Annotated in this window: 22 protein-coding genes; 15 read left to right on the top strand and 7 right to left on the bottom strand. The window is 65.6% G+C overall.

The annotated features are described in order from the left end of the window. The 5 genes from BZF61_RS03155 to BZF61_RS03135 are packed head-to-tail and all read left to right on the top strand — an operon-like array spanning nt 1 to nt 6,141. Nucleotides 1-939: an XrtA system polysaccharide deacetylase gene (locus BZF61_RS03155; protein WP_211276708.1), complete on the top strand. Its 939-nt coding sequence runs from the start codon at nt 1-3 to the stop codon at nt 937-939. After that, nucleotides 936-1,997: a FemAB family XrtA/PEP-CTERM system-associated protein gene (locus BZF61_RS03150; RefSeq protein ID WP_086617206.1), complete on the top strand. Its 1,062-nt coding sequence runs from the start codon at nt 936-938 to the stop codon at nt 1,995-1,997. Before BZF61_RS03155 ends, BZF61_RS03150 begins: the two co-directional genes overlap by 4 nt. A 12-nt stretch (nt 1,998-2,009) precedes the next feature. Beyond that, on the top strand, nt 2,010-3,233 hold the full coding sequence (locus tag BZF61_RS03145) for a TIGR03087 family PEP-CTERM/XrtA system glycosyltransferase (RefSeq protein ID WP_086617205.1): 1,224 nt from the start codon (nt 2,010-2,012) through the stop codon (nt 3,231-3,233). After that, the gene (gene xrtA, locus BZF61_RS03140) at nt 3,223-4,233 is read left to right on the top strand and encodes an exosortase A (protein ID WP_086617204.1); all 1,011 of its coding nucleotides are present in this window, start codon (nt 3,223-3,225) and stop codon (nt 4,231-4,233) included. The genes BZF61_RS03145 and xrtA overlap by 11 nt, the downstream gene beginning before the upstream one ends. A gap of 12 nt (nt 4,234-4,245) precedes the next feature. Then, entirely contained in the window at nt 4,246-6,141 is a 1,896-nt protein-coding gene (locus tag BZF61_RS03135; RefSeq protein WP_086617203.1) for an XrtA/PEP-CTERM system amidotransferase, read from the top strand. Here the strand turns inward: BZF61_RS03135 and zapE are convergent. The 3 genes from zapE to BZF61_RS03120 are packed head-to-tail and all read right to left on the bottom strand — an operon-like array spanning nt 6,138 to nt 8,509. Beyond that, nucleotides 6,138-7,256, bottom strand: coding sequence for a cell division protein ZapE (gene zapE, locus BZF61_RS03130; RefSeq protein ID WP_086617202.1), 1,119 nt, complete (start codon nt 7,254-7,256; stop codon nt 6,138-6,140). The genes BZF61_RS03135 and zapE overlap by 4 nt on opposite strands. A 7-nt stretch (nt 7,257-7,263) precedes the next feature. After that, nucleotides 7,264-7,725 (bottom strand): PaaI family thioesterase, encoded by a 462-nt coding sequence (locus tag BZF61_RS03125; protein ID WP_086617201.1) that lies wholly within the window; start codon nt 7,723-7,725, stop codon nt 7,264-7,266. A gap of 4 nt (nt 7,726-7,729) precedes the next feature. Continuing rightward, nucleotides 7,730-8,509 carry a succinate dehydrogenase iron-sulfur subunit gene (locus tag BZF61_RS03120; protein ID WP_086617200.1) on the bottom strand — a complete coding sequence of 260 codons (780 nt, stop codon included), beginning with the start codon at nt 8,507-8,509 and terminating at the stop codon, nt 7,730-7,732. Nucleotides 8,510-8,757: 248 nt separating this feature from the next. Here BZF61_RS03120 and BZF61_RS03115 point away from each other — a divergent pair, with 248 nt between their 5' ends. Next, the gene (locus BZF61_RS03115; RefSeq protein WP_086617199.1) at nt 8,758-9,504 is read left to right on the top strand and encodes an SDR family NAD(P)-dependent oxidoreductase; all 747 of its coding nucleotides are present in this window, start codon (nt 8,758-8,760) and stop codon (nt 9,502-9,504) included. 54 nt (nt 9,505-9,558) lie between these two features. Here the strand turns inward: BZF61_RS03115 and BZF61_RS03110 are convergent, their stop codons facing one another. Continuing rightward, a complete protein-coding gene (locus tag BZF61_RS03110) occupies nt 9,559-9,855 on the bottom strand; it encodes a hypothetical protein (RefSeq protein ID WP_086617198.1) in 297 nt (98 codons plus the stop codon). A 31-nt stretch (nt 9,856-9,886) separates the two neighbouring features. Further along, nucleotides 9,887-10,894: a D-alanine--D-alanine ligase family protein gene (locus BZF61_RS03105; RefSeq protein ID WP_086617197.1), complete on the bottom strand. Its 1,008-nt coding sequence runs from the start codon at nt 10,892-10,894 to the stop codon at nt 9,887-9,889. A 141-nt stretch (nt 10,895-11,035) separates the two neighbouring features. Between BZF61_RS03105 and BZF61_RS03100 the strand changes: the two genes are divergently transcribed. Then, nucleotides 11,036-12,499, top strand: coding sequence for a hypothetical protein (locus BZF61_RS03100; RefSeq protein ID WP_086617196.1), 1,464 nt, complete (start codon nt 11,036-11,038; stop codon nt 12,497-12,499). Between the two features lie 68 nt (nt 12,500-12,567). Further along, the gene (locus tag BZF61_RS03095) at nt 12,568-13,200 is read left to right on the top strand and encodes a class I SAM-dependent methyltransferase (protein ID WP_086617195.1); all 633 of its coding nucleotides are present in this window, start codon (nt 12,568-12,570) and stop codon (nt 13,198-13,200) included. A 73-nt stretch (nt 13,201-13,273) separates the two neighbouring features. Here the strand turns inward: BZF61_RS03095 and BZF61_RS03090 are convergent, their stop codons facing one another. Continuing rightward, nucleotides 13,274-15,952: an Rne/Rng family ribonuclease gene (locus BZF61_RS03090; RefSeq protein WP_086617194.1), complete on the bottom strand. Its 2,679-nt coding sequence runs from the start codon at nt 15,950-15,952 to the stop codon at nt 13,274-13,276. 424 nt (nt 15,953-16,376) lie between these two features. Between BZF61_RS03090 and BZF61_RS03085 the strand changes: the two genes are divergently transcribed. From BZF61_RS03085 to BZF61_RS03060, 6 genes are all read left to right on the top strand, one after another. After that, nucleotides 16,377-17,276, top strand: a complete 900-nt coding sequence (locus BZF61_RS03085) for an N-acetylmuramoyl-L-alanine amidase family protein (protein ID WP_086617193.1) — start codon at nt 16,377-16,379, stop codon at nt 17,274-17,276. A gap of 54 nt (nt 17,277-17,330) precedes the next feature. After that, nucleotides 17,331-19,853: a penicillin-binding protein 1A gene (locus tag BZF61_RS03080; protein WP_086617192.1), complete on the top strand. Its 2,523-nt coding sequence runs from the start codon at nt 17,331-17,333 to the stop codon at nt 19,851-19,853. A gap of 50 nt (nt 19,854-19,903) precedes the next feature. Next, the gene (locus tag BZF61_RS03075) at nt 19,904-20,437 is read left to right on the top strand and encodes a peroxiredoxin (protein ID WP_086617191.1); all 534 of its coding nucleotides are present in this window, start codon (nt 19,904-19,906) and stop codon (nt 20,435-20,437) included. 89 nt (nt 20,438-20,526) lie between these two features. Further along, nucleotides 20,527-21,654 (top strand): peptide chain release factor 2, encoded by a 1,128-nt coding sequence (gene prfB, locus BZF61_RS03070; RefSeq protein WP_086617190.1) that lies wholly within the window; start codon nt 20,527-20,529, stop codon nt 21,652-21,654. Nucleotides 21,655-21,875: 221 nt separating this feature from the next. After that, on the top strand, nt 21,876-22,580 hold the full coding sequence (locus BZF61_RS03065) for a class I SAM-dependent methyltransferase (protein WP_086617189.1): 705 nt from the start codon (nt 21,876-21,878) through the stop codon (nt 22,578-22,580). 97 nt (nt 22,581-22,677) lie between these two features. Continuing rightward, nucleotides 22,678-24,081 (top strand): NAD(P)H-dependent flavin oxidoreductase, encoded by a 1,404-nt coding sequence (locus tag BZF61_RS03060; RefSeq protein WP_086617188.1) that lies wholly within the window; start codon nt 22,678-22,680, stop codon nt 24,079-24,081. Between the two features lie 7 nt (nt 24,082-24,088). Here the strand turns inward: BZF61_RS03060 and BZF61_RS03055 are convergent, their stop codons facing one another. After that, nucleotides 24,089-24,850 carry a hypothetical protein gene (locus BZF61_RS03055; protein WP_143736885.1) on the bottom strand — a complete coding sequence of 254 codons (762 nt, stop codon included), beginning with the start codon at nt 24,848-24,850 and terminating at the stop codon, nt 24,089-24,091. A gap of 27 nt (nt 24,851-24,877) precedes the next feature. On the opposite strand from BZF61_RS03055, the gene BZF61_RS03050 reads away from it, so the two are divergent. Further along, a partial coding sequence (locus BZF61_RS03050) for an IS5 family transposase (protein WP_086616887.1) occupies nt 24,878-25,629 on the top strand: 752 nt, incomplete at its 3' end.

Raw genomic sequence — 25,629 nt, 5'->3', positions numbered from 1 at the left:
GTGAACGCGCCGCCTGATCCCTGTCGCGCGGCCTGCCGGCCCGGTGCCACTATCGTCAACGGCCTGTCGGTCGATGTCGAGGACTGGTTCCAGGTAGGCGCCTTCGAGAATGTGATCGCGCGCGGCGATTGGGATTCGATCCGCATGCGGGTCGAGGGCAATGTGGCGCGCATCATCGACCTGTTCGCCGAGGCCGATGTGCGCGCGACCTTCTTCACCCTGGGCTGGGTGGCGAAACGTCATCCGGCGATGATCCGCCGCATCGCCGAGGCCGGCCACGAGATCGCCAGCCACGGCTATGATCACGTCCGCGTCCATAGCTTCACGCGCCGCGCTTTTGCCGAGGACATTCGCAAGGCGCGGCACATCCTCGAAGACTGCACGGGTGTCGCGGTGACCGGCTATCGCGCGCCGAGCTTTTCGATCGACCAGCGCACCCCCTGGGCCTTCGCCGAACTGGCCGAGCAGGGCTATGCTTATTCCTCCAGTGTCGCGCCGGTAGTGCATGATCATTACGGCTGGCCCGACGCCCCGCGCTTTGCCTTCCGCCCCTTGCCGTGGTCCTCGCTGGTTGAACTGCCGGTGACCACCGCGCTGCTTGGCGGGCGGCGGGTTGCGGCCGGTGGCGGCGGTTTCTTCCGAGTGCTGCCCTATGGCTTCTCGCGCTGGGCGATCCGCCAGGTGAACCGCCGCGAAGGCCGTCCGGCGGTGTTCTATTTTCACCCGTGGGAAATCGATCCCGATCAGCCGCGGGTCGGCCATGCACCGCTGCGCTCGCGCTTGCGCCACTATACCGGCCTGGCAAAGATGGCCGAAAAGCTGCGCGCGCTGGTGCATGAGTTCCGCTGGGGCAGGATGGACATGATCGCCCACCGCGAAGCGCCACGCGCCGGCGAACTGCCCGCGCCCGCCAGCCTCGGCGAGGAGTTTGCGGCATGAACGCGCCGGTCAGGGCCGGCCATAAGGTGCGCGCGTTTGACGCGCATGATCCGGCCGAACTGCGCCGCATAGAGGGCTTTGTCGCGGAAGGTGGAGGAAGCCTCTTCCACCGCCCGGCATGGCTGCGGGCGGTCGAAGCCGGCACCGGCCAGCGCGCGGCGGGCCTGGTGAGCGAAAGGCTCGGCGTGGTGACCGGCTGGCTCCCGCTCACCGAGGTGCGTTCGGCGCTGTTCGGCAAGGCGCTGGTGTCAAGCGGGTTTGGCGTTGGCGGGGGGATGATCGCCGAAAGCCCGGAGGTTGCCCGTGCGCTCGCCGAGGCCGCCGAACGCCATGCCCTGACGCGGGGCTTTGCTGGCATCGAGCTGCGCGGCGGGCCGATACCCGATCATTGGGACGCATGGTCGCACCGGCATTGTGGCTTTGTCCGTCCGCTGGCGGCGAGTGACGAGGCCGAGCTGGGTGCCATCCCGCGCAAGGCCCGCGCCGAGGTTCGCAAGGGCCTCGCCCTCGATCACCGCGTCACCATCGGACGCGCCCGTGCGGATCGCGCCGCGCACTACGCCTGTTACAGCGAAAGCGTCCGCAATCTCGGCACACCGGTTTTTCCGCGGGCGCTGTTTGCCGCGATGCTCGAGGCATTCCCCGAATCCAGCGACATCCTCACCGTGTGGGATGGCGAGCGTCCGCTGGCCAGCGTCTTGAGCTTTTACCACGAAGGCGCGGTGATGCCCTTCTGGGGCGGGGGCGTGTTCGCCGCGCGCGCGGCCCGGGCCAACGAGCGGATGTATTACGAATTGATGCTCCACGCCCGCCGGCGGGGCATGACCCGTTTCGACTTCGGGCGCTCGAAGACCGGCAGCGGGCCTTACGCCTTCAAGAAGAACTGGGGCTTCGTGCCCGAGCCGTTGGCATATGGCGCATGGACCGCGCCCGGCGCAAAGCGGCGCAATGTCGATCCCACCGACGCCAGCTATTCGCGCAAGATCGCCTTGTGGAAGAAGCTGCCGCTGCCCATCGCCAACGCTCTGGGGCCGTGGATCGCACGCGGGTTGGCATAGCGAAGGGGCGTGATGGGCGACATCCTCTTCCTTGCGCACCGCGTGCCCTTTCCGCCCGATCGCGGCGACCGCATCCGCTCGCATCATCTGCTCAAGGCGCTGGCGCGGCTCGGGCCTGTGCATGTCGGCTGTTTTGCCGATGCCGGTGACAAGGCGGGCGCGGATGGGCTGGCGAAGATCGCCGCATCGCACTGCATCATCGCGCGCACCAAGCCGCTGCCGCTTGCCGGGATCGAGGCCGTGCTGACGGGCAGGCCGGTGAGCCTCACCGCCTTCCATTCGCGGCGGCTGGCCGACTGGGTGCGGCATAGCATCGCCGTCCGCGACATTGCCGCGATCGTCGTGTTCTCGGGGCAGATGGGTCAATATGTCCCCGACGATTTCAAGGGGCGCGTGGTGATCGACCTGTGCGATGTCGATAGCGCCAAGTTCGCCAGCTATGCGCAAGGCGGCGAGCGCGTGTGGCTTAACCGGCGCGAGGCGCGCCTGCTGGCGGCGGAGGAGGAACGGCTCGGCCAGCGTGCCGATGCGACGATCCTCATTTCCGAGGCCGAGGCCGCGCTTTACCGCTCGCGGTTGCGCGATCCGGCGAAAGTGAACGTGCAGGTGATCGGCAACGGGATTGATGCAAGCCTGGTCGATCCCCAAGCGGTTCGCCCGCACCCGGCGCTCGCCAACCAGGCGGGGCCGCATTTCGTCTTCACTGGCCAGATGGATTATCGCCCCAATGAACAGGCCGCACAGTGGGTGATCGAGGCGCTCATGCCGATTTTGCGCGCGCGGTTCCCCGAGGCGATGTTCCATGTCGTCGGTCGCAATCCCACCCCAAGGCTGCGGGCGCAGCATGGCCGGCCGGGTGTCGAGGTCTGGGGCGAGGTGCCCGATGTACGCCCGTTCATTGCCGCGGCCGATACCGTGCTCGCACCCTTGCTGATCGCGCGCGGTGTGCAAAACAAGGTGCTGGAGGCGATGGCCATGGCCCGACCGGTGGTGCTGACCCCTGAGGCGGCGACTGGTATCGCCGCGCGCGAGGGCGAGCACTGGCTGGTCAGCCCACCCGACCCGCAGGCCATGGCCGCGCGGATCGCGGATTTGCTCTCGGACGCTGATGCGCCCGCGCGCATCGGCGCTGCGGCGCGGCGCTTCGTGTGCGATCATCATGGCTGGGAAGCCATGCTGGCGCCGCTGGCGCGGCTGCTGGGCCGGGACGGGGAGAGCGTGCGCCATGCCGCCTGAACCTGCCATTCTCGCTCGATCCGATGCTGTGCCAGCCCGGCGCCTGCCTGCCGCGTGGCGCAGCCCGTTGATGGCGCTGGGGGCTGCCGCGCTCGCGCTGGTTGCTGTCACTGCGCAAAGCTGGGGCGAGATGCTGCACCAATGGTGGAACATCGATACCTACAACCACCTGCTGCTGGTGCCCTTGATCATTGGTTGGTTGGTGCTGCTCAAGGTGGGCGAGCTGGCGGCCATCGCGCCGCGCCCGTTCATGCCCGGCCTGCTGCTGGTCGGTGCCGCGCTGGCGCTGTGGTGGGCAGGGCGTGCAAGCGGGATCAACCTGATCGCCCATGCTGGTGCCGTAGGGGCCTTGCAGGCGGCGGTAATCAGCGTGCTTGGCCTGCGCGCTGCGCTGCTGCTGGGTTTGCCGCTGGCCTTTGCGAGCTTTCTCGTGCCCTTCGGCGACGAGATCATCCCGCCGCTGCAATTCGTCACCGCCGAGATCGCCATCGCGCTGACCCATTGGAGCGGGATCGAGGCAAGCATAGCGGGGATTCATATCCACACCCCTGCCGGGCTGTTCATCGTCGCCGAGGCGTGTTCGGGCGTGAAGTTCCTGATCGCGATGGTGACGCTCGGCGTGCTGGTGTGTTTCACCCGTTTCGAAAGCTGGCGCCGTCGCGCCCTGTTCATGGCTGCTTGCGTGATCGTGCCGGTGCTCGCCAACGGGGTGCGCGCTTGGGCGACGATCTATGTCGCGCAATATATCGGCGCCGAGCGCGCCACCGGGTTCGATCACATCGTCTATGGCTGGGTCTTCTTCGCCATCGTCGTGACGATGCTGCTCTCCAGCGCATGGCGGTTCTTTGAACGCGCGCCGCATGACTTTGGCTGGAGCGCCGGCAGTCTCCCCCGCACCGCCTGGCTTGCCGGTGCCGAAAAGGGCAGCGTCTCGCCATTCGCTGCCGCGCTTGCGGTGATTGCCCTTGCCGCGATTGCCGCCTTTGCGGCCATGTTCTAGGCCGCTGCCACGATGTGCGGCATTGCCGGGATTTTCCATGCCGAAACCCCCAAGCCGGTCGATCCGCTGAGGGTCGAGCGGATGTGCGATGCGCTCGCCCATCGCGGCCCCGATGGAGCAGGGGTGTGGAGCGATCACGGGGTCGGGCTGGGCCATCGCCGGTTGTCGATCATCGACCTTGCCGGCTCGCCGCAGCCGATGCACGCCGCCGATGGCCGCGCGGTGATCGTCTTCAATGGCGAGATTTACAATTTCCGCGAACTGCGTCGCGAGCTGGAGCTGGCCGGCTTCGCCTTCCGCACCAATGGCGATACCGAGGTGATCCTTGCCGCCTGGCAGAAATGGGGGCCGGATTGCCTCGCGCGGCTCGACGGCATGTTCGCCTTCGCGATCTTCGACCGCGACAAGCGCCAGCTCTTCCTCGCGCGCGACCGGTTCGGGGTGAAACCGCTGTTCATCGCGCATCTGTCGGACGGCAGCATTGCCTTCGCCTCGGAGCTTAAGGGCCTGCTTGCCCACCCGCTGCTGCGCCGCCGGGTCAACCCGCAGGCGATCGAGGCCTATATGGCGTGGGGCTATGTCCCGGACACGCATTGCCTGCTGGCGGGGGTGGAGAAGCTGCCTGCCGGGCATTTCTGGCTGCTGGAGCAGGGCAAGTCGCCGGGCCGTCCGCAGCGCTGGTGGGACATATGCTTCACCGAGCGCGAGCGCGGGAGCGAGGCCGATCTGTCCGCGCAGCTTCTGCATCTGCTGCGCGAAGGCGTGCGCTCCCGCATGGTCGCAGACGTACCGCTCGGGGCGTTTCTTTCTGGCGGGGTGGACAGCTCCGGCGTGGTCGCGCTGATGAGCGAAGCTTCGCATCAGCCGGTCCAAACCTGCTCGATCGGCTTCGATGTCGCCGCCTATGACGAGACCTCCCACGCCCGCCAGGTTGCGGCGAAGTTCGGCGCCGATCATGCCGAGCGGATCGTCGCCACCGACGATTTTGCCGCCGTAGACCAGCTGGCCGCAATGTTCGACGAACCTTTCGCCGATGCCTCGGCACTGCCGACTTGGCGCGTGTGCCAGCTGGCGCGCGAGCGGGTGACGGTGGCGCTTTCGGGCGACGGAGCGGACGAGGCTTTTGCCGGTTACCGGCGGCAGGTTTTCCACCATCACGAGGAGCGCGCCCGCGCGCTGCTGCCGGCGGGCCTGCGCGCGCCGTTGTTCGGGGGGCTTGGGCGTGTCTGGCCCAAGGCCGACTGGGCGCCGCGCCCGTTGCGTGCAAAGGCGACTTTGCTGGCGCTCGCGGAAAGCGGCGAGCATGGTTACGTGCGTGGGCTTTCGGTAACGCTCCCCGATGCGCGCCGCGCGCTCTATTCCGATGCCTTCGCCGCCAGTCTTGCCGGCTTTCGCGCGGAAGACGAAGTGATCGCGCTGATGCGTTCGGCGCCGGGCCGATCGGGCCTCGATCGCGCCCAATATGCCGACCTCGTGTTCTGGCTGCCCGGCGACATCCTGACCAAGGTCGACCGCACCAGCATGGCGGTGAGCCTCGAAGCGCGCGAGCCGCTGCTCGATCACCGGTTGGTGGCATTCGCCGCGAGGCTGCCGGAATCGATGCGGGTAAGGGGCGCGACCGGCAAATACCTGCTCAAGAAGAGCCTTGAGCGCTATCTCCCGCACGACATCCTTTATCGGCCCAAGCAGGGCTTCGTCACCCCGATTGCCGAATGGTTCAGGCGGCCGCTGGCCGGGGCGGCGCGGGGGATTGCGAGCGGTAGTCTTGCGCAGACCGCCTTCTTCGCGCCCAAGGCTATCGCCGGGCTTGCCGAGGCCCATATCGCCGGCCGTGCGGATCATTCGCGCACCCTGTGGCAGCTGCTGATGCTGGAGAAGGCGCTCTCCCGCCTTGGGGTGAGCGCCTAGTCCTGCGTCCCGTGGCCAAGCGCCAGGTAGCCATCCGACTGCATCTCGTTGAGCCGACTGACCGTGCGCTCGAACTCGAAAGCGCCGTCACCTGACCGGTAGAGGTCCTCAGGCGCCGCGGCGGCAGTGACGAACAGCTTGACCCGGTGCTCGTAGAGCGCGTCGATCAGCTTGGTGAAGCGGATCGCCTCGTTGCGGTTTTCCGGGCCCATCTTCGGAATGCCAACGAGGATCACGGTGTGATAGGCCTGCGCAATGGCAAGGTAATCGGCAGCACCGCGGTTTGCGCCGCACAGCTTCTTGAAGCTGAACACGCCCACACCCTTGAGGCTCTTGGGCACGTGCAACCTTCGCCCGCCGCCCAAATCGAGTTCGCCCGAAGGCACATGGGCGGCATCCTCGGGCTGGAAGTCGGTGAGGCGGAAGAAGGCTTCGCGCACCTGCGCCGTCGCCGCATCGCCGATCGGCGCATGCCACGTGGCGAGCCCGCCGATACGGTCGAGCCGGTAGTCGGTCGGGCCATTGAGGCTGAGCACGTCCATCTTCGCTTCGACCAGATTGATGAAGGGCAGGAACAAGGAGCGATTGAGCCCGTCCTTGTAGAGATCGCGCGGGGGGCGGTTGGAGGTGGTGACGATCACCGTGCCCGCCTCCATCAGCGCGGTGAAGAAGCGGCCCATGATCGCAGCGTCGGCGGTGTTGTTGACGACCATCTCGTCGAAGGCGAGGCATTTGAGACCCGCCGCCATGTCCAGCGCGACCGCGATCAGCGGGTCTTTTACCTGGGCCTTGCGCGCCGCTGCCATGCGGCGGTCAACTTCGAGCATGAAGGCGTGGAAATGGACACGGCGCTTGTGTGCGATGCCGAGCGTCTCGACGAACAGGTCCATCAGCATCGACTTGCCGCGCCCGACCCCGCCCCAGATGTAGAGCCCGCGCGGGGGCGGGGCGGGGCGCTTTCCTAACAGCTTGCCGATCAGACCTGCGGCGGGGGGCGGGGCTTCCAGCTCGCGCTGGAGACGGTCGAGCCGTTCGGCCGCGGCGCGCTGGTCGGGGTCGGCGCGCAGCTCGCCGCTGGCGATGAGGGCATCGTAGCGGGCAAGAAGGCCGGGCACGCGTGCCTCAACCGCGCGGCAGCATCTTGCGCACGATGCCCGAGAAGCTGGCGACCGTGTCCTCGTCCTGCACCACCAGGCCGCGGATGAAGACCAGCTTGCCGGTTTCGCGCACGATTTCGGTCACCGCGTCGAGCGGGCGCTGCGGATCGCCGCCGCCCACGAACTGGGTCGAAAGCTCGAGCGTCACCGAAGGGCCGGCATTGCCGGTGCCGATCCGGTGCATGGTGACGAAAAGCGCGATGTCGATCAGCGCCAGCGTCACCGCGCCGTGGATCACACCCTGGAGGTTCATGTGTCGCCGCTCGGGAAACATGCGCAGGCGCGCCTTCCCGTCATCGTCGACCCGGGTGATGAGCCTGCCCATCACCGCGCCATTGAACAGCGTTTCGTCCTTGAGATTCCAGTGGTGCCAGCCGGGGTTTTGCGGATCCGGCCCGTGCTCGAAGACGTCGTCCTTGAAGCTCACCGGTTCAGATCGCGCGCTCGGCCATCATCTTCTTGGTCTCGGCGATCGCCTTGGCCGGCGAGAGGCCCTTGGGGCACACATTCGCGCAGTTCATGATGGTGTGGCAGCGGTAGAGCCGGAAGGGGTCTTCGAGGTTATCGAGCCGCTCGCCGGTCATTTCGTCGCGGCTGTCGGCCAGCCAGCGATAGGCCTGAAGCAGGATCGCCGGGCCGAGGAACTTGTCCGAGTTCCACCAGTAGGAAGGGCAAGAGGTCGAACAGCAGGCGCACAGGATGCATTCGTAGAGCCCGTCGAGCTTCTCACGCTGTTCGGGCGATTGCAGCCGCTCCTTGCCCGACGGGGTCGGCGTGACGGTCTGAAGCCATGGGCGGATGCTGGCATATTGCGCGTAGAAGTGGGTGAAGTCCGGCACCAGATCCTTGATCACCTCCATATGCGGAAGGGGGGTGATGCGGATCTCGCCCTTGAGGTCCTCGATCGCGGTGGTGCAGGCAAGGCCGTTCCTGCCGTTCATGTTCATCGCGCATGATCCGCAGATGCCCTCGCGGCACGAACGGCGGAAGGTCAGGGTCGGGTCGATCTCGTTCTTGATCTTGAACAGCGCGTCGAGCACCATCGGGCCGCATTCGTCGAGATTGATCTCGAACCTGTCGTAGCGCGGGTTCTGGCCGCTGTCGGGATCGTAGCGGTAGATCTTGAATGACTTGACGCGACCGCCCGAGGCCTTGTGAGTCTTGCCGCTCGCATTGATCTTCGAATTCTTGGGGAGGGTGAAGGTCGCCATTACGTGATCCCGCGTTGCAATTGGCACCCTATCTAGCGCCATTGTCCCGCCGCGCAAGCGGGCGGTGACTGGCAATTCTTGCATGGTTTCGCACAGGCGTTGCCCCACACACGCCAGGCCGTGTTGGAGACACATGAGACACTGTCCTGAAACCAAAAATCCGCCGCCGCCCACAGGCTTGCCGGGCGGGCATTCGCAAAGGTCAGAAAATCGCGGAACCTGCGGGCCATGCGGGCGCTTTAGCCGGCATGGATGATGTAGGACAGGGCGCTGTGCCCACCCCACGCACGGCTTGCGTGTTCGGCGCGTCGGGCGGTATCGGCAGGGCGCTGTGCGAGGGGCTGGCGGCGGCAGGGTGCCCGCGGATTCATGCCGGATCACGGGCGGGCGTGGGGCCTGAGGGCGAATCTTTTCGCCCCTTTGCCTTCGACCTTGCCGACGAGGCCAGCATCGCTGCTGCGGCCCAGGCGATGCGCGGCGATCCGCCAGAGTGGGTGATCGTGGCGACCGGCGTTCTCACTCTGCCGGATGGCACCGGGCCGGAGCGGACCTACAAGCGGATCGATGCAGCGGCCATGGCCGAAGTCTTCGCACTCAACACCATCGGCCCGGCGCTCATCGCCAAGCATGTCCTGCCGCTGATGCCGCGCGATCGCCGGTTCGTGTTTGCGGCGCTGTCGGCCCGGGTTGGATCGATTTCCGACAACCGGCTCGGCGGATGGCACTCTTACCGAGCGAGCAAGGCGGCGCTCAACATGCTGCTGAAGAATCTTGCGCTGGAATTGGCGCGCACCCATCCGCTCGGCGTGGTCGCCGGTCTGCATCCGGGCACGGTGGATTCGGCGCTGTCGCGGCCGTTCCAGTCTGGCCTGCCGGCGGGTCAATTGACCGCGCCCGAAGCGGCGGCGGCGAATCTGATCGGGGTGCTGGCAGGCCTTACGCCCGCGCAATCGGGACGGGTTTTCGATTTTCGTGGAGAGGAAGTTCCGGCCTAGCGCCCGTCGCGCCAGATGGTGTCATCCGAGGTCGCGGCAAACCCGGCCACAAGCTCACGCGAGAAGGCCGACCGCGAGTTCGGCCCAGGTCAGCAGGAACACCACCGCAATCGCTGCCGCCAGGGCGCCGCGCACCCGCCACGAGGCGGGCAGGCGCAGCGCGATGTCGATCCCGGCGCCCAGAAGAGCGAACAGGATCGCCGCGCCAAGGAAATCGCCCGCGCCCCAGCTGACGTCTGCGGTAAAGGCCATTGCCACCAGCGGCAGCGCCAGCAGCAGCGCGGCGCAGGCGGCAAACAGCTTGCGGAACTGGCGGGTGCGGTCAGCGGGCAACAGGGTGGGCAGGATCATTGTCCGTCTCCGGCGGGAATGCCCGCGCAGCCTACCCCAGCAGCCCGTGGCGCGAAAGGCTTTCGGCAAGCAGCGTCTCGATCAGTTCGGGATGGCTCCAGCCCGCCAGTGCTGCCGCGCGCCCGAACACCTTTTGCGACCAGAGGTTGCAATTGAGATTGAGCTCGAGGAAAGTGATTTCGCCGGTCTCCTCGTTCACGCGGAACTCCCAGCGGCCGTAATCGAACGGACGATATTCCTGCATCGCGGCCTTGGTATATTCAGTGATCTTGGCGATCATCTCGGGGTGCTCGAATGGATCGAGCGAGTATTTCTGGCTGCGATCCACCAGATCGCGCTTTTCCTGATAGGTGCGCAGGTGCGAGGGATCGGCCTGGCGGAAGATCATCATCGGCAGAATCATCGGCTCGCCCTTGATGGTGACGACCGGCACCTCGACATCCGAGCCCTCGATGAAAGGCTCGACGATTGCGTCGTGGCCGAGATCGTGCACGCCGTGGATGGCCTTTTCGACGCTCGGCCAGTCGGTCGCGTCCATGACGCCCCAGCTGGCCGAGGAATTGTTGGGCTTGATCACGAAGCGCGCACCTTCCGGGCACCGCGCCGGATCGATCGGCGCGCCGCGGCGGTAGATCGCCCAAGGCGCGGTCGGCACGCCGGCATCGCGCACCGCGCGCTTGGCGAGATGCTTGTCGTCCGAAAGGCCGCGCAGGATCGGGCTGGCGCCGAGATAGGGGATGCCGGCGCGTTCGCACAGCAGCGGACAAAGCATTTCCGAATTGAAGAACCCCGCGCGGTTGAGCAGCGGAAAGACGAAATCGACCTCGGGCCTGTCGAACAATACCTCGAACTTGTTTTCCACGCGCAGGTTAAGGCCGAGCGCCTTCAGCGTCTCGCGCATCTCGACATGATAGGTCGCGTGGTTGCCGTCCTCGGCGGTGCCGGAGCCGTCCCACAGCGCGTTCTTGGCGATGAACAGGATCTTGAGACGCTGCTTGGCCTCTACGGGGATGCGGAGTGGAGCGGGGTAGCTGGTCATGGGTTTCGGGCCTCTTGGCGGGAAGGCGCGCATTTAGTGTGCAGGGGAAAGGTGCGCCAGATGCATTTTGCGGTTTTATTGGCAGAGCGCTTTCTCTAGAGCGCGCGAACCCGTTATCAGGCCGCTTGAAAGGTTGCCCCAGTGCCTCCTCTGAACCGCCCGCTGGCCGGGCTTGAGCCTACCGACGATGTTGTCGCGCTGGTCGCGGCGCTGGCTTCGGGCGGCGATGCGCGGATCACGCTTCATCCGGACAGCGGGCTCAACCGCTATCTCTCCGCGCCCTATCCGCGCGACGTGCTGGCCTATTCGTCCTCGACCGTGAGCGACATTTCCGCCGCTGCCTTCGCGCATCTGCTGGGGCGCGGTGGTGCCGCGGCTGCGCTGGGCTACAAGGCGCGGCTCGACGCGCTGCGCGGCCGCATCCGTGCTGCCTATGGCATTGGCGGGGATACCGAAATCGTCTTTGCACCGTCGGGCACCGATCTCGAATATGTCGCCCTGGCACTGGCTCTGGGGCGCAGCGCGGCGGGCATCCACAACGTGCTGCTGGGCGCGGACGAAACCGGATCGGGCTGCATCCATTCCGCCCATGGCCGTTTCTTCGCCAACGAGACCGCGCTGGTTGACGGCGTTGCTCCAGGTCAGGATGTGGCGGGCATGGGGGAGATTAGCTTGGTCGACGTGCCCGTGCGCTGCCCGGATGGCGTCGCCCGCACCAGCGCCGAGATTACCGCCGGGATAGCCCAGGAAATCGCCGCCGCGCGCGCGCTGGGCAAGCACAGCGTGGTGCATTGCGTGCACGGTTCCAAGACCGGGCTGGTCTTGCCCGCACTCGCAGATCTCGATGCCCTTATCGCCCAATTCGGCGCCGATGCGACCTTCGTGGTCGATGCCTGCCAGGCGCGCATCACCAGCGCGGCGATCGGCGATTATCTTGCGCGCGGGCTGATCGTGCTGATGACGGGTTCCAAGTTCGTCGGCGCGCCGCCGTTCAATGGCTGGGCGCTGGTGCCGGCCACGCTCGCCGCCAGCGCCGCACCGCTGCCGCACGGGTTCGCGCAGATCTTCCGCCGCGCGGAGTGGCCCGACGGGTGGCCCGGAGCAGCGGCGCTCGAGGACAGTTCCAACCCCGCCCTGGCGCTGCGGCTCGAAGCCGCTCTGTTCGAGATCGAGCGCTTCCAGGCGATCCCCATGCCGCGGATCGAGGCGATTATCGCTGCCTTCGAGCAAGCCATGCACACGCACCTGCTCGCGCCACTCGGACTTGCCTGCGTGACACCGGGAGGCGAGGGCACGGGCAACAGCCCGATCGAGATGCGCACGCTGTCAACGCTCGACCTTTCGGCCCTTCCGGGGCTGGAAACCTTCGAGGCGGCGCAGGCAGCGCACAGGGCCATGGCGATGGACGGCATCCGGCTCGGCCAGCCGGTCAAGTGCGTGCGTGTCGGTGGGGGCTGGGGCGGCACGATGCGGGTTGGCCTGTCGATGCCCCAGATCGCGCAGTGGAATGCCCTGTCCGCCGAGGCGCTCATCGCTGTGCTCGCGGCCGACATGGCCCGCATTGCCGAAGCTCTTTCAGCCGCCGCCCAGCGCCGGGCCGCCTGAAGCCGCTTTCCATTCCAGCGACAGCGGCTAGAAACCGATCGCCGGGTCGCGCGGGGAGGAGCAGCGATATGGGCCTCAAGGGTTGGTACGAGGCGAAGATCATGCCGAAACTCATCACCTGCGCCTGTTCGCAGCCTCAGGTGATGAAGCGGCGCGGTGCGGTAGTGCCGCTCGCGCGGGGCGACGTCTTCGAACTGGGCTGCGGGGGCGGGATCAACCATGATTTCTACGATAGGCGGGCGATCACCTCCTATGCCGGGATCGACCCGCATGACGGCCTGCTCGAAGCCGCCCGCGCGGCGGCGCGGGCAAAGGGCTGGGCCGCAGACCTCAGGCAGGGGCGGGGCGAGGCGATCCCCTTCAGCGACAACAGCTTCGACTGCGTGGTGTGCACCTTTACCTTGTGCTCGGTCGATGAACCGGCGCAGGTGATGCGCGAGATCGGCCGCGTCCTGCGCCCCGGCGGACAGATGCTGTTCCTCGAACACGGCCGCGCCCCCGACACCGGTGTGCGCAGGTGGCAGGAGCGCATCGAGCCGCTTTGGAAGCGGCTTGCCGGGGGCTGCCATCTGAGTCGCCCGATCGCCAGTGCGCTGGCAAGCGCGGGCTTCGCGGTCGAGACGCTGGGTGAGGCCTACACGCCCAAGGTCCCGCGCTTTGTCGGATGGATGGAGTGGGGCATCGCCCGCAAGCCGGCATAGCCACGGCGACAAGCACGAAGGGCGGGAGCGGTTGCCCGCTCCCGCCCCGCTTCCGGCCATGGCCTAACGCATCCTACTCGCCGAAGGTGCGGCTCCACCAGCCCTTGCGCGGCTTGGCTTCAGCCGCCTCGGCGGGGGCTTCGGCTTGCGATTCGCCTTGCAGTTGGACGACTTCGGCGGTTTCCACCGGCTGCGGATCGGCAACCTTGGCTTTGCGCGGTGCGCGCTTGCGCTTGGGCGCTTCGTCGGCCGCGGGGGCTTCCCCTGTCGCTTCGACCGCCGGCTCGGCGCCGGCTTCCGGAGTGACGGCCTTGGTCTTGCGCGGCGCACGCTTGCGCTTGGGTTTCTCGGCGACGGCCTCCTCGGCCGCCTCGACAACAGGTGCTGAGGTCTGAACTTCGGCGGCGACTTCGGCCTCGGCCTCCGCCGCAGGTGCGGGCTTGCTCGGTTCTGCCTTTTCGCCTGCGGTACCGGCTTCGACCTCGGCCTCGTTATCCTGCGCCGCGTCAGCGCCGAGATCGCCCTCACTGCCATCGCCGCGCCGCTTGCGCCCGCGACCGCCACGACGGCGGCGCTTCTTCGGGCGGGCCTCGCCGTCATCGTCGCTCTCGTGGGCCGGTGCATCGCCGGGGGCTTCGCGATCCTCGCCCTCGCTTGCATGGGTTGCCTTGCCGGTCTCGGCCTCAGCGCCTTCCTCGCGATCACGGTTGCGACCGCGGCCACCCCGGCGGCGGCGACGCTTCTTGCGGCGACCGCCATCCTCTTCGCCATCGCGTCGCTGGCGCGATTCGCGCTCGGCCTCCGCATCCTCTTGGGCCTCTTGGTCCGCGGAAAGCTCTTCGTCCTCGTCCTCTACCTCGTCGATGATCGGATCGAAGCGCGGGGTCTGCGCGGGACGCGGGCCGCTGCTGGAGATGCTCATCTTCGCGCCTTCCTGCTCGCCTTCGGGCACGACTTCGACGCTGACCCCGTAGCGCTGCTCGATCTCGACCAGATCGGCGCGTTTCTCGTTGAGCAGATAGATCGCCGCCTCGGTGCTGGCCGCGAGGCGGATCTGCGTGCCCTTGCCCTTGGACGCTTCGTCCTCGATCAGTCGCAGCGCCGACAGGCCCGCCGAGGAAGCGGTGCGCACCAGCCCGGTGCCATCGCAATGCGGGCAGGGGCGGGTGGTGGCTTCGAGCACGCCGGTGCGCAGGCGCTGGCGGCTCATTTCCATCAGGCCGAAGGAACTGATCCGGCCGATCTGGATGCGCGCGCGATCATTCTTGAGCGCCTCCTTCATCGCCTTCTCGACCTTGCGGACGTTGGAGGCATATTCCATGTCGATGAAGTCGATGACGATGAGTCCCGCCATATCGCGCAGGCGCAGCTGACGGGCGATCTCGCGTGCTGCTTCGAGATTGGTGTGCAGCGCCGTCTGCTCGATATTGTGTTCCTTGGTCGAGCGGCCCGAGTTGATGTCGATCGCCACCAGCGCCTCGGTCGGGTTGATGATCAGATAGCCGCCCGACTTGAGCTGCACCATCGGATCATACATCGCCCGCAACTGGTCTTCCGCGCCGTAGCGCTGGAACAGCGGCACCGGATCGGAATAGGCTTTCACCCGCCGGGCGTGGCTGGGCATCAGCAGCTTCATGAAGGCCTTGGCCGACTTGTAGCCCTCTTCGCCCTCGACGACGACTTCCTCGATCTCCTTGTTGTAGATGTCGCGGATCGCGCGCTTGATGAGATCGCTGTCCGAATGGATCAGCGCCGGTGCGACCGAGGCGAGGGTCTTCTCCCGGATTTCGTCCCATACGCGGGCGAGGTAGTCAAAGTCGCGCTTGATTTCGGGCTTGGTGCGGCTCATGCCCGCGGTGCGGACGATCAGGCCCATGGTCTTGGGCAGTTTGAGGTCCGAGACCATCTCCTTGAGCCGCTTGCGATCGCTGGCCGAGCTGATCTTTCGGCTGATGCCGCCGCCGGTGGTGCTGTTGGGCATCAGGACGGTGTAGCGACCGGCGAGACTGAGATAGGTGGTGAGCGCCGCGCCCTTGTTGCCGCGCTCTTCCTTGACGACCTGCACCAGCAGCACCTGACGGCGCTGGATCACGTCCTGGATCTTGTAGCGGCGACGCAGCGCCATGCGCTTGGCGCGCACTTCGTCGACCTGCTTGGCACGGCTGCGGCCCGTTTCGCTGTCACCCTTGTCGCTGCCGCTCTTGCCCTGGCGTCGCCGCCCGCGACGGCTGCGGCTGCGTTCGTCCTCGCCGTTCTCTTCCTCGCTATCGGCACTCTCGTCGTCGGAGCTTCCATCCTCGATGGTCGCGACATCGTCCTTGTCCGAAGTGTCGACTTCCTCGATGCCGCTTTCAGCGAAATCCTCGGCCAGTGCCTCGCCGCTCGTGTCCTCGACATCATATTCGTTGACGGGAGGAATGCCTGCCTCTTCCTCCTCGGCGCGCAGGCGCTCTTCCTCCGCGGCGGCCTCGGCCTCCTCGGCGAGCAGAGCTTCACGGTCAGCCTTGGGGATCTGATAATAGTCGGGGTGGATTTCGCTGAAGGCTAGGAAACCGTGACGGTTGCCGCCGAAATCGACAAAGGCCGCCTGCAGCGACGGTTCGACCCTGGTTACCTTGGCGAGGTAGATATTGCCCTTGATCTGTTTGTGATCGGCAGATTCGAAATCGAATTCCTCAATCCGGTTGCCTTGCAGAACCGCCACCCGGGTTTCTTCCGGGTGGCGCGCATCGATCAGCATGCGCGTTGCCATTGAATATTCTCCATGCGTCCGGCCCGGCCCGCTGGGGGCGATGAAGGGGACGCCAATTGTGGGATGATCCGGACGGCCCGAAGGGTGTGCCGGAAGGGGTTGTCACGCCACGTCCTGAACGGACGCAAAGCGCGAAGCTCGTGTCTGCAATGGCAAGACTGCGGCCAAATGCCGCGCTTCGGCCCGCACTGACACAGGCCGCCAAGGCGCGCACTGTGCTGGATTGCGGGGAAAAGCGTCTTGTCACTACATCAACCTGTGCTGAAGCCGGGAGCCGTGAAAGAGAGGGAGCCCGGCGCGAGAGGCGGGCTATTCGGTGCCGGGGCACCAGTTGCAACCTCTCCGCCCGCACCGCTAGCACCGCGGGACAAGCCCCGCAACTCTATTGCGTTGATGACGGGCAAGAACGTAAGCCGGTGCGGAGATGAGCTTTCGCACCCTGTTGCTGATCGTGCTGCTGGTTCCTGCTGCCGTGCTCGGCGGCGCGGCGGCGCTGGACGTACGGATTCCGGTGCCGGTGTTCGGGCGCGACTATGTCTTGCGCTTTCCGCTGGAGCACGGCGCGATCCCGCTCGACCTGCCGGAAATTTCGGGGCCGCCCGATGATGCGCTGCCGCTGGTGGTGATCGATGCCGGGCATGGCGGACGCGATCCGGGCGCGATCGGCGAGGATGCCGAGGGTCTCAAGGTTCAGGAAAAGGACATCACCCTGGCGCTCGCGCGGGCGCTGCGCAGCGAGTTGTTGCGCAGCGGGCGCATCCGCGTGGCACTCACCCGCGACGACGACCGCACCCTGCCGCTCGCCTACCGGCCCGAGATCGCCCGCCAGCTGGAGGCCGATCTGTTCATCTCGATTCATGCCGATTCCGCCGGCACCCGCGAAAATGTCAGCGGGGCGAGCATCTACACCCTGTCGGAAAAGGCTTCCAGCGAGGCTGCGGCCCGCTTTGCCGCACGCGAGAACAATGCCGATCGCCTCAATGGCATCACCATCGAGGGCCAGAGCGCGGCGGTGAGCGCGATCCTCGTTGAACTCTCGCAGCAGCGCACGCAGGAGGATGCGATCGAATTTGCCGGGCTGGTGGTGCGCGAGGGGGGCGAGGATCTCGCCTTCGTCCCGCAACCGCGCCGCGCCGCCGCGCTCGCGGTGCTGCGCGCGCCCGACGTGCCGTCGGTGCTGTTCGAAAGCGGCTTCGTCACCAACCGGCTCGACCGTGCGCGGCTGACGACGCCGGAAGGGCAGGGCCAGTATGCCGCCGTGCTCGCGCGCGCGATCCGGGTCTATTTCGCGCGCCGCACCGATTTTGCAGGCGGCGGGGAATAGGGGCCGAAAGCCGCTAGCCTTGGGCGCGGCGTGCGTGCTAGTTGCGCCCCGCCGATGACCGAGCCGACCGCTGCCTCCAGCCCGCAATCGACCTGGGCCTACCTGCGCTATCGCATCAACCGCGATGTCGGCGGCGCGCTTGCATGGTTCGGCGCCAAGTGGCGGGAAAGCCGGCTGTTCCGCATCATCGCCAGCCTGGCGGGTTTCGGCCTGCTGCTGTGGATCGCGCTGTTCGTGTGGCTTGCTAGGGATCTGCCCGAGGCCGAAGCGCTACTTACCTATGAAACCCCGCTGCCCACAGTGGTGCGGGGCTATGACGGCGAGATCGTCCATTCCTATGCGCGCGAACGGCGGGTGCAGCTGCAATATGCCGATTTTCCGCCGAAGCTGATCGAGGCCTTTCTGGCGGCCGAGGACAAAACCTTCTTCAGCCATGGGGGGATCGATTTCCTCGGCACCGCCAATGCCGTGCTCGACTATGCCAGCAAGCTCGGCTCGGGTGAGCGTGCGGTGGGCGGTTCGACCATCACCCAGCAGGTCGCCAAGAACCTGTTGCTGGGCGACGAATATTCGATCACCCGCAAACTCAAGGAAATGATCCTTGCCGGACGCATCGAGCAGGTGCTCACCAAACAGGAAATACTTGAGCTCTATCTCAATGAAATCCCGCTCGGGCGGCGCTCCTTCGGGGTGCAGGCCGCGGCACGCGCCTATTTCGACAAGGACGTCCACGATCTTGAACTGCACGAGATGGCCTTCCTTGCCATCCTGCCCAAGGCGCCCGAACGCTATGGCCGCAAGGGGCAGGAACGGGCGGCGCTCGCCCGGCGCAATTTCGTGCTCGCTCAGATGGAGGCCAACGGCTTCATAACCGCATCGCAGCGCCGTGAGGCCGCAGCAAAGCCGCTCGGTCTGGTCGCCCAGCGGCGCGAGCGCAGCGTCGATGCCGGCTACTTCCTCGAGGAAGTGCGACGCGAGCTGATCGAGCGTTTCGGCGAAACCGCCGAGGATGGACCGAATTCGGTCTATGCTGGCGGCCTGTGGGTGCGCACCTCGCTCGATCCGGAAATGCAGATCGCGGCGCGCGATGCGCTGCGCGAGGGCCTGCTGCGCTACCACGGCGGGCGCGGGTGGACCGGGCCATTGGCGCGAATCGATGTCTCCAAGGGAAACTGGGCGAGCCAACTGCAAAGCTCACCGCTCGGCATCAGCTACCGCAATTGGAAAGTCGGCGTGGTCACCAGCCGCAATCAGGCCTCGGCACGGATTGGCTTTGCCGACGGCAGCGAAGCGCCCTTGACGGGCCTGCCCGACCGGCTCAAGGCCGGTGACGTGATCGCCGCCAGCCCCTCGGGCAATGTTTGGCAGGTGCGCACGATCCCCGAAGCGCAGGGCGCGCTGATCGTCGAGAATGCGCAATATGGCCGGGTGCTGGCCATGCAGGGCGGCTTCGATCACCGCCTGTCGGACTTCAACCGCGCCACGCAGGCGATGCGCCAGCCGGGATCGACCATCAAGCCCTTCGTCTATGCCACCGGGCTGGACCATGGGATGACGCCTTCGACCCAGATCGATAATTCGCGCTTCTGCTACTATCAGGGCGCAAACCTCGGCGAGAAATGCATCCGCGGCGGGCGCGCGGGGCAATATCCGCTGCGCTACGGGCTTGAACAGTCGCAGAACATCATGACGGTGCAGATCGGCATGACGGCCGGGATGTCCAACGTCGTCAAAACCGTGGAGAAGCTCGGGATCGGCAAGTTCGAACCCTATCCCTCGACCGCGCTGGGGGCTGGCGAGACCACGCTCTCGAAGATGGTCGCCGCCTATGCCGCGCTGGCCAATCACGGCCGGCTCAATCCGCCCACCGTGATCGACTATGTGCAGGATCGCCGCGGCAAGGTGCTGTGGCGCGCCGATACCCGCGACTGCCGGGGCTGCAACATGCCCAAGTGGGACGGCAAGCCTATGCCGCGCTTCGGGATCAAGGGCGCGCAGGCAATGGACCCGCGCACTGCATTTCAGGTGATGCACATGCTCCGCGGCGCGGTCAGCCGCGGCACGGCGACCGTGCTGAACCCGCTCGGCCTGCCGCTGTTCGGCAAGACCGGCACCACCACCGGCCCGAAGGACGTGTGGTTCATCGGCGGCACCCAGCAGATTGTGGCCGGGGCTTACGTAGGTTTCGACAAGCCGCGCAACATGGGCGGCTATGCCTATGGCGGCACCATCTCCGCGCCGATCATCAAGAGCCTGATCGAGAAGACCCGGAAGAAGTGGTCGGATCTTCCGCCGGTCGCGCCGCAGGGCGTGCGGATGGTGCGGGTTGACCGGCGCACCGGCAAGCGCGTGTTCGATGGCTGGCCCACCGACGATCCCAAGTCGGCGATCATCTGGGAAGCCTTCAAGCCCGATACCGAGCCCGAGCGTTACACCCGTCAGGACGAGATCGCCGCGCGCCGCAACGAAATCCTCGCGCTGATCCGCGCCGGGCGTCAGAACGCCGATAGCGCGGTGGTGGAGGACAATCCCGATCAGCCGGCCGATTTCGTCGAGGAACAGGGCGGGGTCTATTGACCCGCACCGTGCACGGGGGAACCGTGCTTTACCTTGAAGGTTGGACTGCCATGACCAGAAAGCTTCTTATTCTCGCCGCCGCGGCGTTTGCCAGCGCCGGGTTCGTCACCGCGGCCTCGGCCGAGCTGCCAGTCGGGCAGAAGGCCCCAGCCTTCACCACGCGCGCCGCGCTTGCCGGCAAGCAATTCGGTTTCTCGCTTTCCGCCGCGCTCGCGAAGGGGCCGGTGGTGCTCTATTTCTACCCCAAGGCCTTCACCAGCGGCTGCACGCTCGAGGCCAATGCCTTTGCCGAGGCCATGCCCAAGTTCAAGGCCGCAGGCGCCAGCGTGATCGGCATGTCGAACGACGACATCGAGACGCTCAAGCGCTTCAGCCGCGAGGAATGTCGCGATGCCTTCCCGGTCGGTGTGGCCGAGCCGGGGGTGATCAAGGGCTATGATGTGGCGATGGGCAATTCCGGCCTTGCCACCCGCACCTCCTACGTCATTGCTCCTGACGGGCGGATCGTCGCGGTCTATTCCAATCCCGATTACCGCGGTCATGTCGAAAAGACGCTTGCAGCGGTGCGGGCTCTCAGGAAATAGCCGAAGGGGCGCACGCGCGCGCCGCTTTACAATCGCGCAGGCACGGCTAAGCGGGGCCGGATTTTTTCGCGTCTTGTGAAGGACAGACCATGCGGGCCGAGGCCCAATCCTATATCAACCGGATCGAAGCAGCGCTGGCGCTGGTGCGCCAGTCGCTCGACTGGGACCGTGCGCTGCGGCGCCTCGATGAATTGAACGCCCGGGTGCAGGACCCGAACCTCTGGGACAATCCCAAGCAGGCCCAGGCCATCAGCCGCGAGCAGAAGACGCTCCAAAGCGCGGTGAACACCGTCAACGAGATCTCGGCCGAGATGCGCGATGCGATCGAGTTCATCGAAATGGGCGAGGCCGAGGGCGAGGAGGCGATCGTCGATGAGGGTCTCGCCACGCTCGCCGCGCTGGCCGAGCGTGCCGATGCCGACAAGGTGCAGGCGCTGCTGTCGGGTGAGGCGGATGGCAACGACACCTATCTCGAAATCCACGCCGGCGCGGGCGGCACCGAAAGCCAGGACTGGGCCGAGATGCTGCTGCGCATGTATGCACGCTGGGCCGAGCGGCGCGGGTTCAAGGTCGAAACGGTCGAATATCAGGCGGGCGAACAGGCGGGCATCAAGTCCGCCACGCTGCTGATTAGGGGCGAGAATGCCTATGGCTATGCCAAGACTGAAAGCGGGGTCCATCGCCTGGTCCGCATCAGCCCCTACGACAGCTCCGCCCGCCGCCACACGAGCTTTTCGAGCGTGTGGGTCTATCCGGTGATCGACGACAGCTTCGAGATCGAGATCAACCCGGCCGACCTCAAGATCGACACCTATCGGGCATCGGGCGCGGGCGGTCAGCACGTCAACACCACTGATTCGGCCGTGCGCATCACCCACCAGCCGACCGGGATCGTGGTGGCGAGCCAGCAGGATCGCAGCCAGCACAAGAACCGCGAAATCGCGATGAACATGCTGAAGGCCCGGCTCTACGAGGCAGAAATGCGCGCCCGCGAGGCAGCCGCCAGCGCCGAGCATTCGGCCAAAAGCGACATTGGCTGGGGCCACCAGATCCGTTCCTACGTGTTGCAGCCCTACCAGATGGTCAAGGACTTGCGGACCGGTGTGGTCTCGACCTCGCCCGACGCGGTGCTTGACGGGGCGATCGATCCGTTCATTTCCGCCGCGCTCGCCCAGCGGGTGACGGGCGAGAAGGTCGAAATCGAGGACGTCGAATAGGCACCACCGGCGCCTCCTGCCGCCCCTGCTCTGCCGGATCGGGACATCTCGTTAGTCGCATGGGCGTCGATGCCGGACTGATTGCCGCCGCTGCGGTCGGGTCGATAGCATCGCGCCCGCGGCATGGACTGGCGTGGATTGGCTTTTGCATCGATCCGGACGACACGCTAAGGCGCGCAGTGATGCTCCGAAACGACCGGTCTTGTCCGCGGCTTGCGGCCATGTTGCTCTGTCTTGCTGTCCCGCTGCTCGGCGGGTGCGACCCGATCATCCCGGTCACCGCTGAACTGCCGGAAGATGCCGAGGCATTCCCCAAGCCTGACCGGCCGGTGGCCAAGGTCGTCTCGAATCAGTTCGCCACCGAGGATACGCGCGACGAACGCAACGAGGCGCAGGTCGTGATGGATCTCGCCGATATCCGCACGGGCATGACCGTTGCCGACATCGGCGCGGGCGAGGGCTATTACACCGTCCGACTTGCCGAACGCGTGGGCAGCGATGGAAGGGTGCTGGCGCAGGACATCAGCCGCGAGGCGCTCGAGCGGCTCGGCCGCCGGGTCGAAAGGGAACGGCTCGAAAACATCTCGATCAAACTCGGCGAGCCGGCCGATCCGCAGCTGCCCCCCGACAGTTTCGACCGCATCTTCATGGTGCACATGTATCATGAAGTGACCGATCCCTACGCCTTCCTGTGGCGGATGTGGCCCGCGCTCAATGCCGAGGGGCAGATCATCGTGGTGGAAAGCGAAAGCCCAGTCGGCCAGCATGGGCTGCCGCACAGGCTGCTGTTCTGCGAGTTCGAGGCGGTCGGCTATGTCCTCGTCGAGTATATCGAGCGGCCCGACATCAAGGGATATTTCGCCCGATTCCAGCGCGGTGCCAAGCGCACCGAACCTCACGCGATCAAGCCCTGCAACGCCAGCTAGGGGCAAGCGCGGGGGCACGGTTGCAGGCCGCGCCGCGCGGCTCTATGTCACCACCATGTAATGCGCGCCACAGGGACGGCGCGAAGAGGAGTTTTCATTGTTCAAGGGATTGAGCCCGATCGTCTATGGCGGGCGTGAGGTCTGGCCGCTGGTCGAAGGCGGCAAGGGTGTTTCGGCGACCAATCATGCCAGTTCGGGCGCATGGGCGGCGGCCGGCGGGATCGGCACGGTGAGCGCAGTCAATGCCGACAGCTATGACGCCGACGGCAATGTCATCCCCCAGATCTATCATGGACGCACCCGCGAGGAGCGCCATCAGGAGCTGATCCGCTACGCCATCGAAGGTGCGACCACGCAGGTGAAGAAGGCCTTCGAGATCGCGGGCGGCAAGGGCGCGATCAACATTAATGTGCTGTGGGAAATGGGCGGGGCGCAGGCCGTGCTCGAAGGCGTGCTGGAACGCACCCGCGGCATGGTGACGGGCGTCACCTGCGGGGCGGGCATGCCCTACAAGCTGGCGGAGATCGCGGCGCGCTTCAACGTCAATTATCTTCCCATCGTCAGCTCGGCCCGCGCCTTCCGCGCGCTGTGGAAGCGCAGCTATCACAAGGTTGCCGCGCTGATGGCGGCGGTGGTCTATGAGGATCCGTGGCTGGCGGGCGGTCACAATGGCCTGAGCAACGCCGAAGACCCGACCAAACCCGAAGAGCCCTATCCCCGCGTCAAGGCGCTGCGCGACACAATGCGCGCCGAGGGCGTGCCCGATGCCGTGCCGATCGTGATGGCAGGCGGGGTGTGGTATCTGCGCGAATGGAACGACTGGATCGACAATCCCGAGCTTGGCACCATCGCCTTCCAGTTCGGCACGCGTCCCCTGCTGACCCAGGAAAGCCCGATCCCGCAAATCTGGAAAGACATGCTGCGCACCGTCGAACCGGGCGACGTGCTGCTGCACAAGTTTTCGCCCACCGGCTTCTATTCGAGCGCGGTCAAGACACCGTTCCTCTACGATCTGATGCATCGCTCGGAACGCCAGATCCGGTTTTTCAAGCGCGGCGAGCAGGAAGGCACGGTGCAGCTGGGCGATGAGGGCAAGGCGCGCAGTTTCTGGGTCACTCCAGAGGACAGGGCCAAGGCCGAAATGTGGATGCGCGCCGGACATACCGAGCCGCTCAAGACGCCGGACAACACGATCGTCTTCGTCACGCCCGAGGCGCGCGATACGATCCGCAAGGACCAGCAGGACTGCATGGGCTGCCTGTCGCATTGCCAGTTCTCGAGCTGGAAGGATCACGGTGACCACACCACCGGACGCCTCGCCGACCCGCGCAGCTTCTGCATCCAGAAAACCTTGCAGGACATCGCCCATGGCGACGATCCCCACAGGAACCTCGCCTTCGCTGGCCACGCCGCCTACCGGTTCAAGACCGATCCGTTCTATTCCAATGGCTACACGCCCACCGTGCGCGAATTGGTGGCCCGGATCCTGACGGGCGATTGAGGGGCGCCTAAAATCTTACGCGAAGACCAGTCGCCCTGAAATAGTCCTGTTCAAGCTGCATTCTCATGAATGCATTTTCGCTTTTGGCATTCGCAACGATCCTCTGCCAAAGCGCCAGCCTTTCGGGCTTGGTGTCAATTTCCCATTTATAATTTCCGAATTGCTCGAATATAAAATCTCGCAGGTAAATTTGGTTGGCACAAAAACTGGCGATGTTTGCATCGATATTGCCGAAAAACGCTGGCGTTGTGGTTGGATCGTGTGACATCTCAATGATGTTAGGGTTAATACCGTAGAGGGGCTGCGACGCTATTTTCCCGTTCGGGGATTTGACATTGTCGAAGTTCAATCTCGTCAGATAATCTTCCAAGCCAACATCACGTGGAAGGACAATCTGGCCCAAAACTAGCGGGCTTGACATCATCGATTTGATGGGGATCGGCTTGCGATCACTCAAATCATAACGCTCCCGCTCTTCATTACCTGAAGTGATTTCGATACGGCGATCCGCAAATTGCTGAAAAAGCATGAAGTCGCAAGAAGCACTGATTACCGCTAAACCATTCGCCAGGAAGCCAAGGCAACTTGGTATGGACAGGAATGAATCGGAGAAACCGAAAAACTCAAATCCCTTAAGACGATCATCTCCTTTGAAGCTTTTTACCAAGGCGACGCGATCTTTTTGCCCGATTCTATCTCGGACATAAAACCGAGGGTCTATGTGGACACCTCGAAAAACCCTCGCCTTTGATGCGCTGATCTGATTCACTCTGCGCTGCGATGAGCGGAGGCGATGATGGTTGGTCAGCCGGGTTTCTTTGATTTGTCGGATCGGTATGCGGCGTTGAGCGCGGCGGGCGATCCGCTGGAGCGGTTGGCGGGGGTGGTGGATTTTGAAGTGTTCCGCGGGCCGCTGATCGTGGCGCTGAGGCGGAGCGATCGTGGCAAAGGCGGCCGGCCGCCGTTCGATCCGGTGATGATGTTCAAGATCCTGGTGCTGCAGGCGCTCTACTCGCTCTCGGACGAGGCGGCAGAGTTCCAGATCAAGGACCGGCTCTCGTTCCAGCGGTTCCTGGGGTTAGGGCTCGATGGCAAGGTGCCTGATGCCACCACGGTGTGGCTGTTTCGTGAGCAGCTTGTGAAGGCCAAGGCGATCGACAAGCTCTTTGCGCGCTTCGATGCCGTGCTGACCGATCGCGGCTATCTGGCGATGGGCGGGCAGATCATCGATGCGACCGTGGTGCCGGCGCCCAGGCAGCGCAATAGCGATGAGGAAAAGGCCGCGATAAAGGAGGGCAAGATCCCGGAGCGCTGGAAGGAGAAGCCCGCCAGGATCCGCCAGAAGGACCGCGATGCGCGCTGGACGGTCAAATACTCCAAGGCGAAGGTGAAGGAGGGTGCTGATCCTGCGGCGTTCAAGCCGGTCGATCTTGCCATCCCGATGTTCGGCTACAAGAACCACATCGGCATCGACCGGGCGCATGGGCTGATCAGGACCTGGGATGCCAGCGCGGCCAACGCCCATGACGGGGCGCGGCTGCCAGACCT

Source organism: Erythrobacter tepidarius (genome assembly GCF_002155695.1).
GTDB lineage: Bacteria > Pseudomonadota > Alphaproteobacteria > Sphingomonadales > Sphingomonadaceae > Erythrobacter > Erythrobacter tepidarius.
Note: the sequence above shows the minus strand (reverse complement) of the source record. Positions and strands in the feature narration are given on the sequence as shown.

Excerpts from the sequence above, each read along its gene's own strand:
- BZF61_RS03150 (WP_086617206.1), top strand. The coding sequence starts at position 936 with ATGAACGCGCCGGTCAGGGCCGGCCATAAGGTGCGCGCGTTTGACGCG.
- BZF61_RS03145 (WP_086617205.1), top strand. The coding sequence starts at position 2,010 with ATGGGCGACATCCTCTTCCTTGCGCACCGCGTGCCCTTTCCGCCCGAT.
- xrtA (WP_086617204.1), top strand. The coding sequence starts at position 3,223 with ATGCCGCCTGAACCTGCCATTCTCGCTCGATCCGATGCTGTGCCAGCC.
- BZF61_RS03135 (WP_086617203.1), top strand. The coding sequence starts at position 4,246 with ATGTGCGGCATTGCCGGGATTTTCCATGCCGAAACCCCCAAGCCGGTC.
- BZF61_RS03120 (WP_086617200.1), bottom strand. The coding sequence starts at position 8,509 with ATGGCGACCTTCACCCTCCCCAAGAATTCGAAGATCAATGCGAGCGGC.
- BZF61_RS03115 (WP_086617199.1), top strand. The coding sequence starts at position 8,758 with ATGGATGATGTAGGACAGGGCGCTGTGCCCACCCCACGCACGGCTTGC.
- BZF61_RS03110 (WP_086617198.1), bottom strand. The coding sequence starts at position 9,855 with ATGATCCTGCCCACCCTGTTGCCCGCTGACCGCACCCGCCAGTTCCGC.
- BZF61_RS03105 (WP_086617197.1), bottom strand. The coding sequence starts at position 10,894 with ATGACCAGCTACCCCGCTCCACTCCGCATCCCCGTAGAGGCCAAGCAG.
- BZF61_RS03095 (WP_086617195.1), top strand. The coding sequence starts at position 12,568 with ATGGGCCTCAAGGGTTGGTACGAGGCGAAGATCATGCCGAAACTCATC.
- BZF61_RS03090 (WP_086617194.1), bottom strand. The coding sequence starts at position 15,952 with ATGGCAACGCGCATGCTGATCGATGCGCGCCACCCGGAAGAAACCCGG.
- BZF61_RS03085 (WP_086617193.1), top strand. The coding sequence starts at position 16,377 with ATGAGCTTTCGCACCCTGTTGCTGATCGTGCTGCTGGTTCCTGCTGCC.
- BZF61_RS03080 (WP_086617192.1), top strand. The coding sequence starts at position 17,331 with ATGACCGAGCCGACCGCTGCCTCCAGCCCGCAATCGACCTGGGCCTAC.
- BZF61_RS03075 (WP_086617191.1), top strand. The coding sequence starts at position 19,904 with ATGACCAGAAAGCTTCTTATTCTCGCCGCCGCGGCGTTTGCCAGCGCC.
- prfB (WP_086617190.1), top strand. The coding sequence starts at position 20,527 with ATGCGGGCCGAGGCCCAATCCTATATCAACCGGATCGAAGCAGCGCTG.
- BZF61_RS03065 (WP_086617189.1), top strand. The coding sequence starts at position 21,876 with ATGTTGCTCTGTCTTGCTGTCCCGCTGCTCGGCGGGTGCGACCCGATC.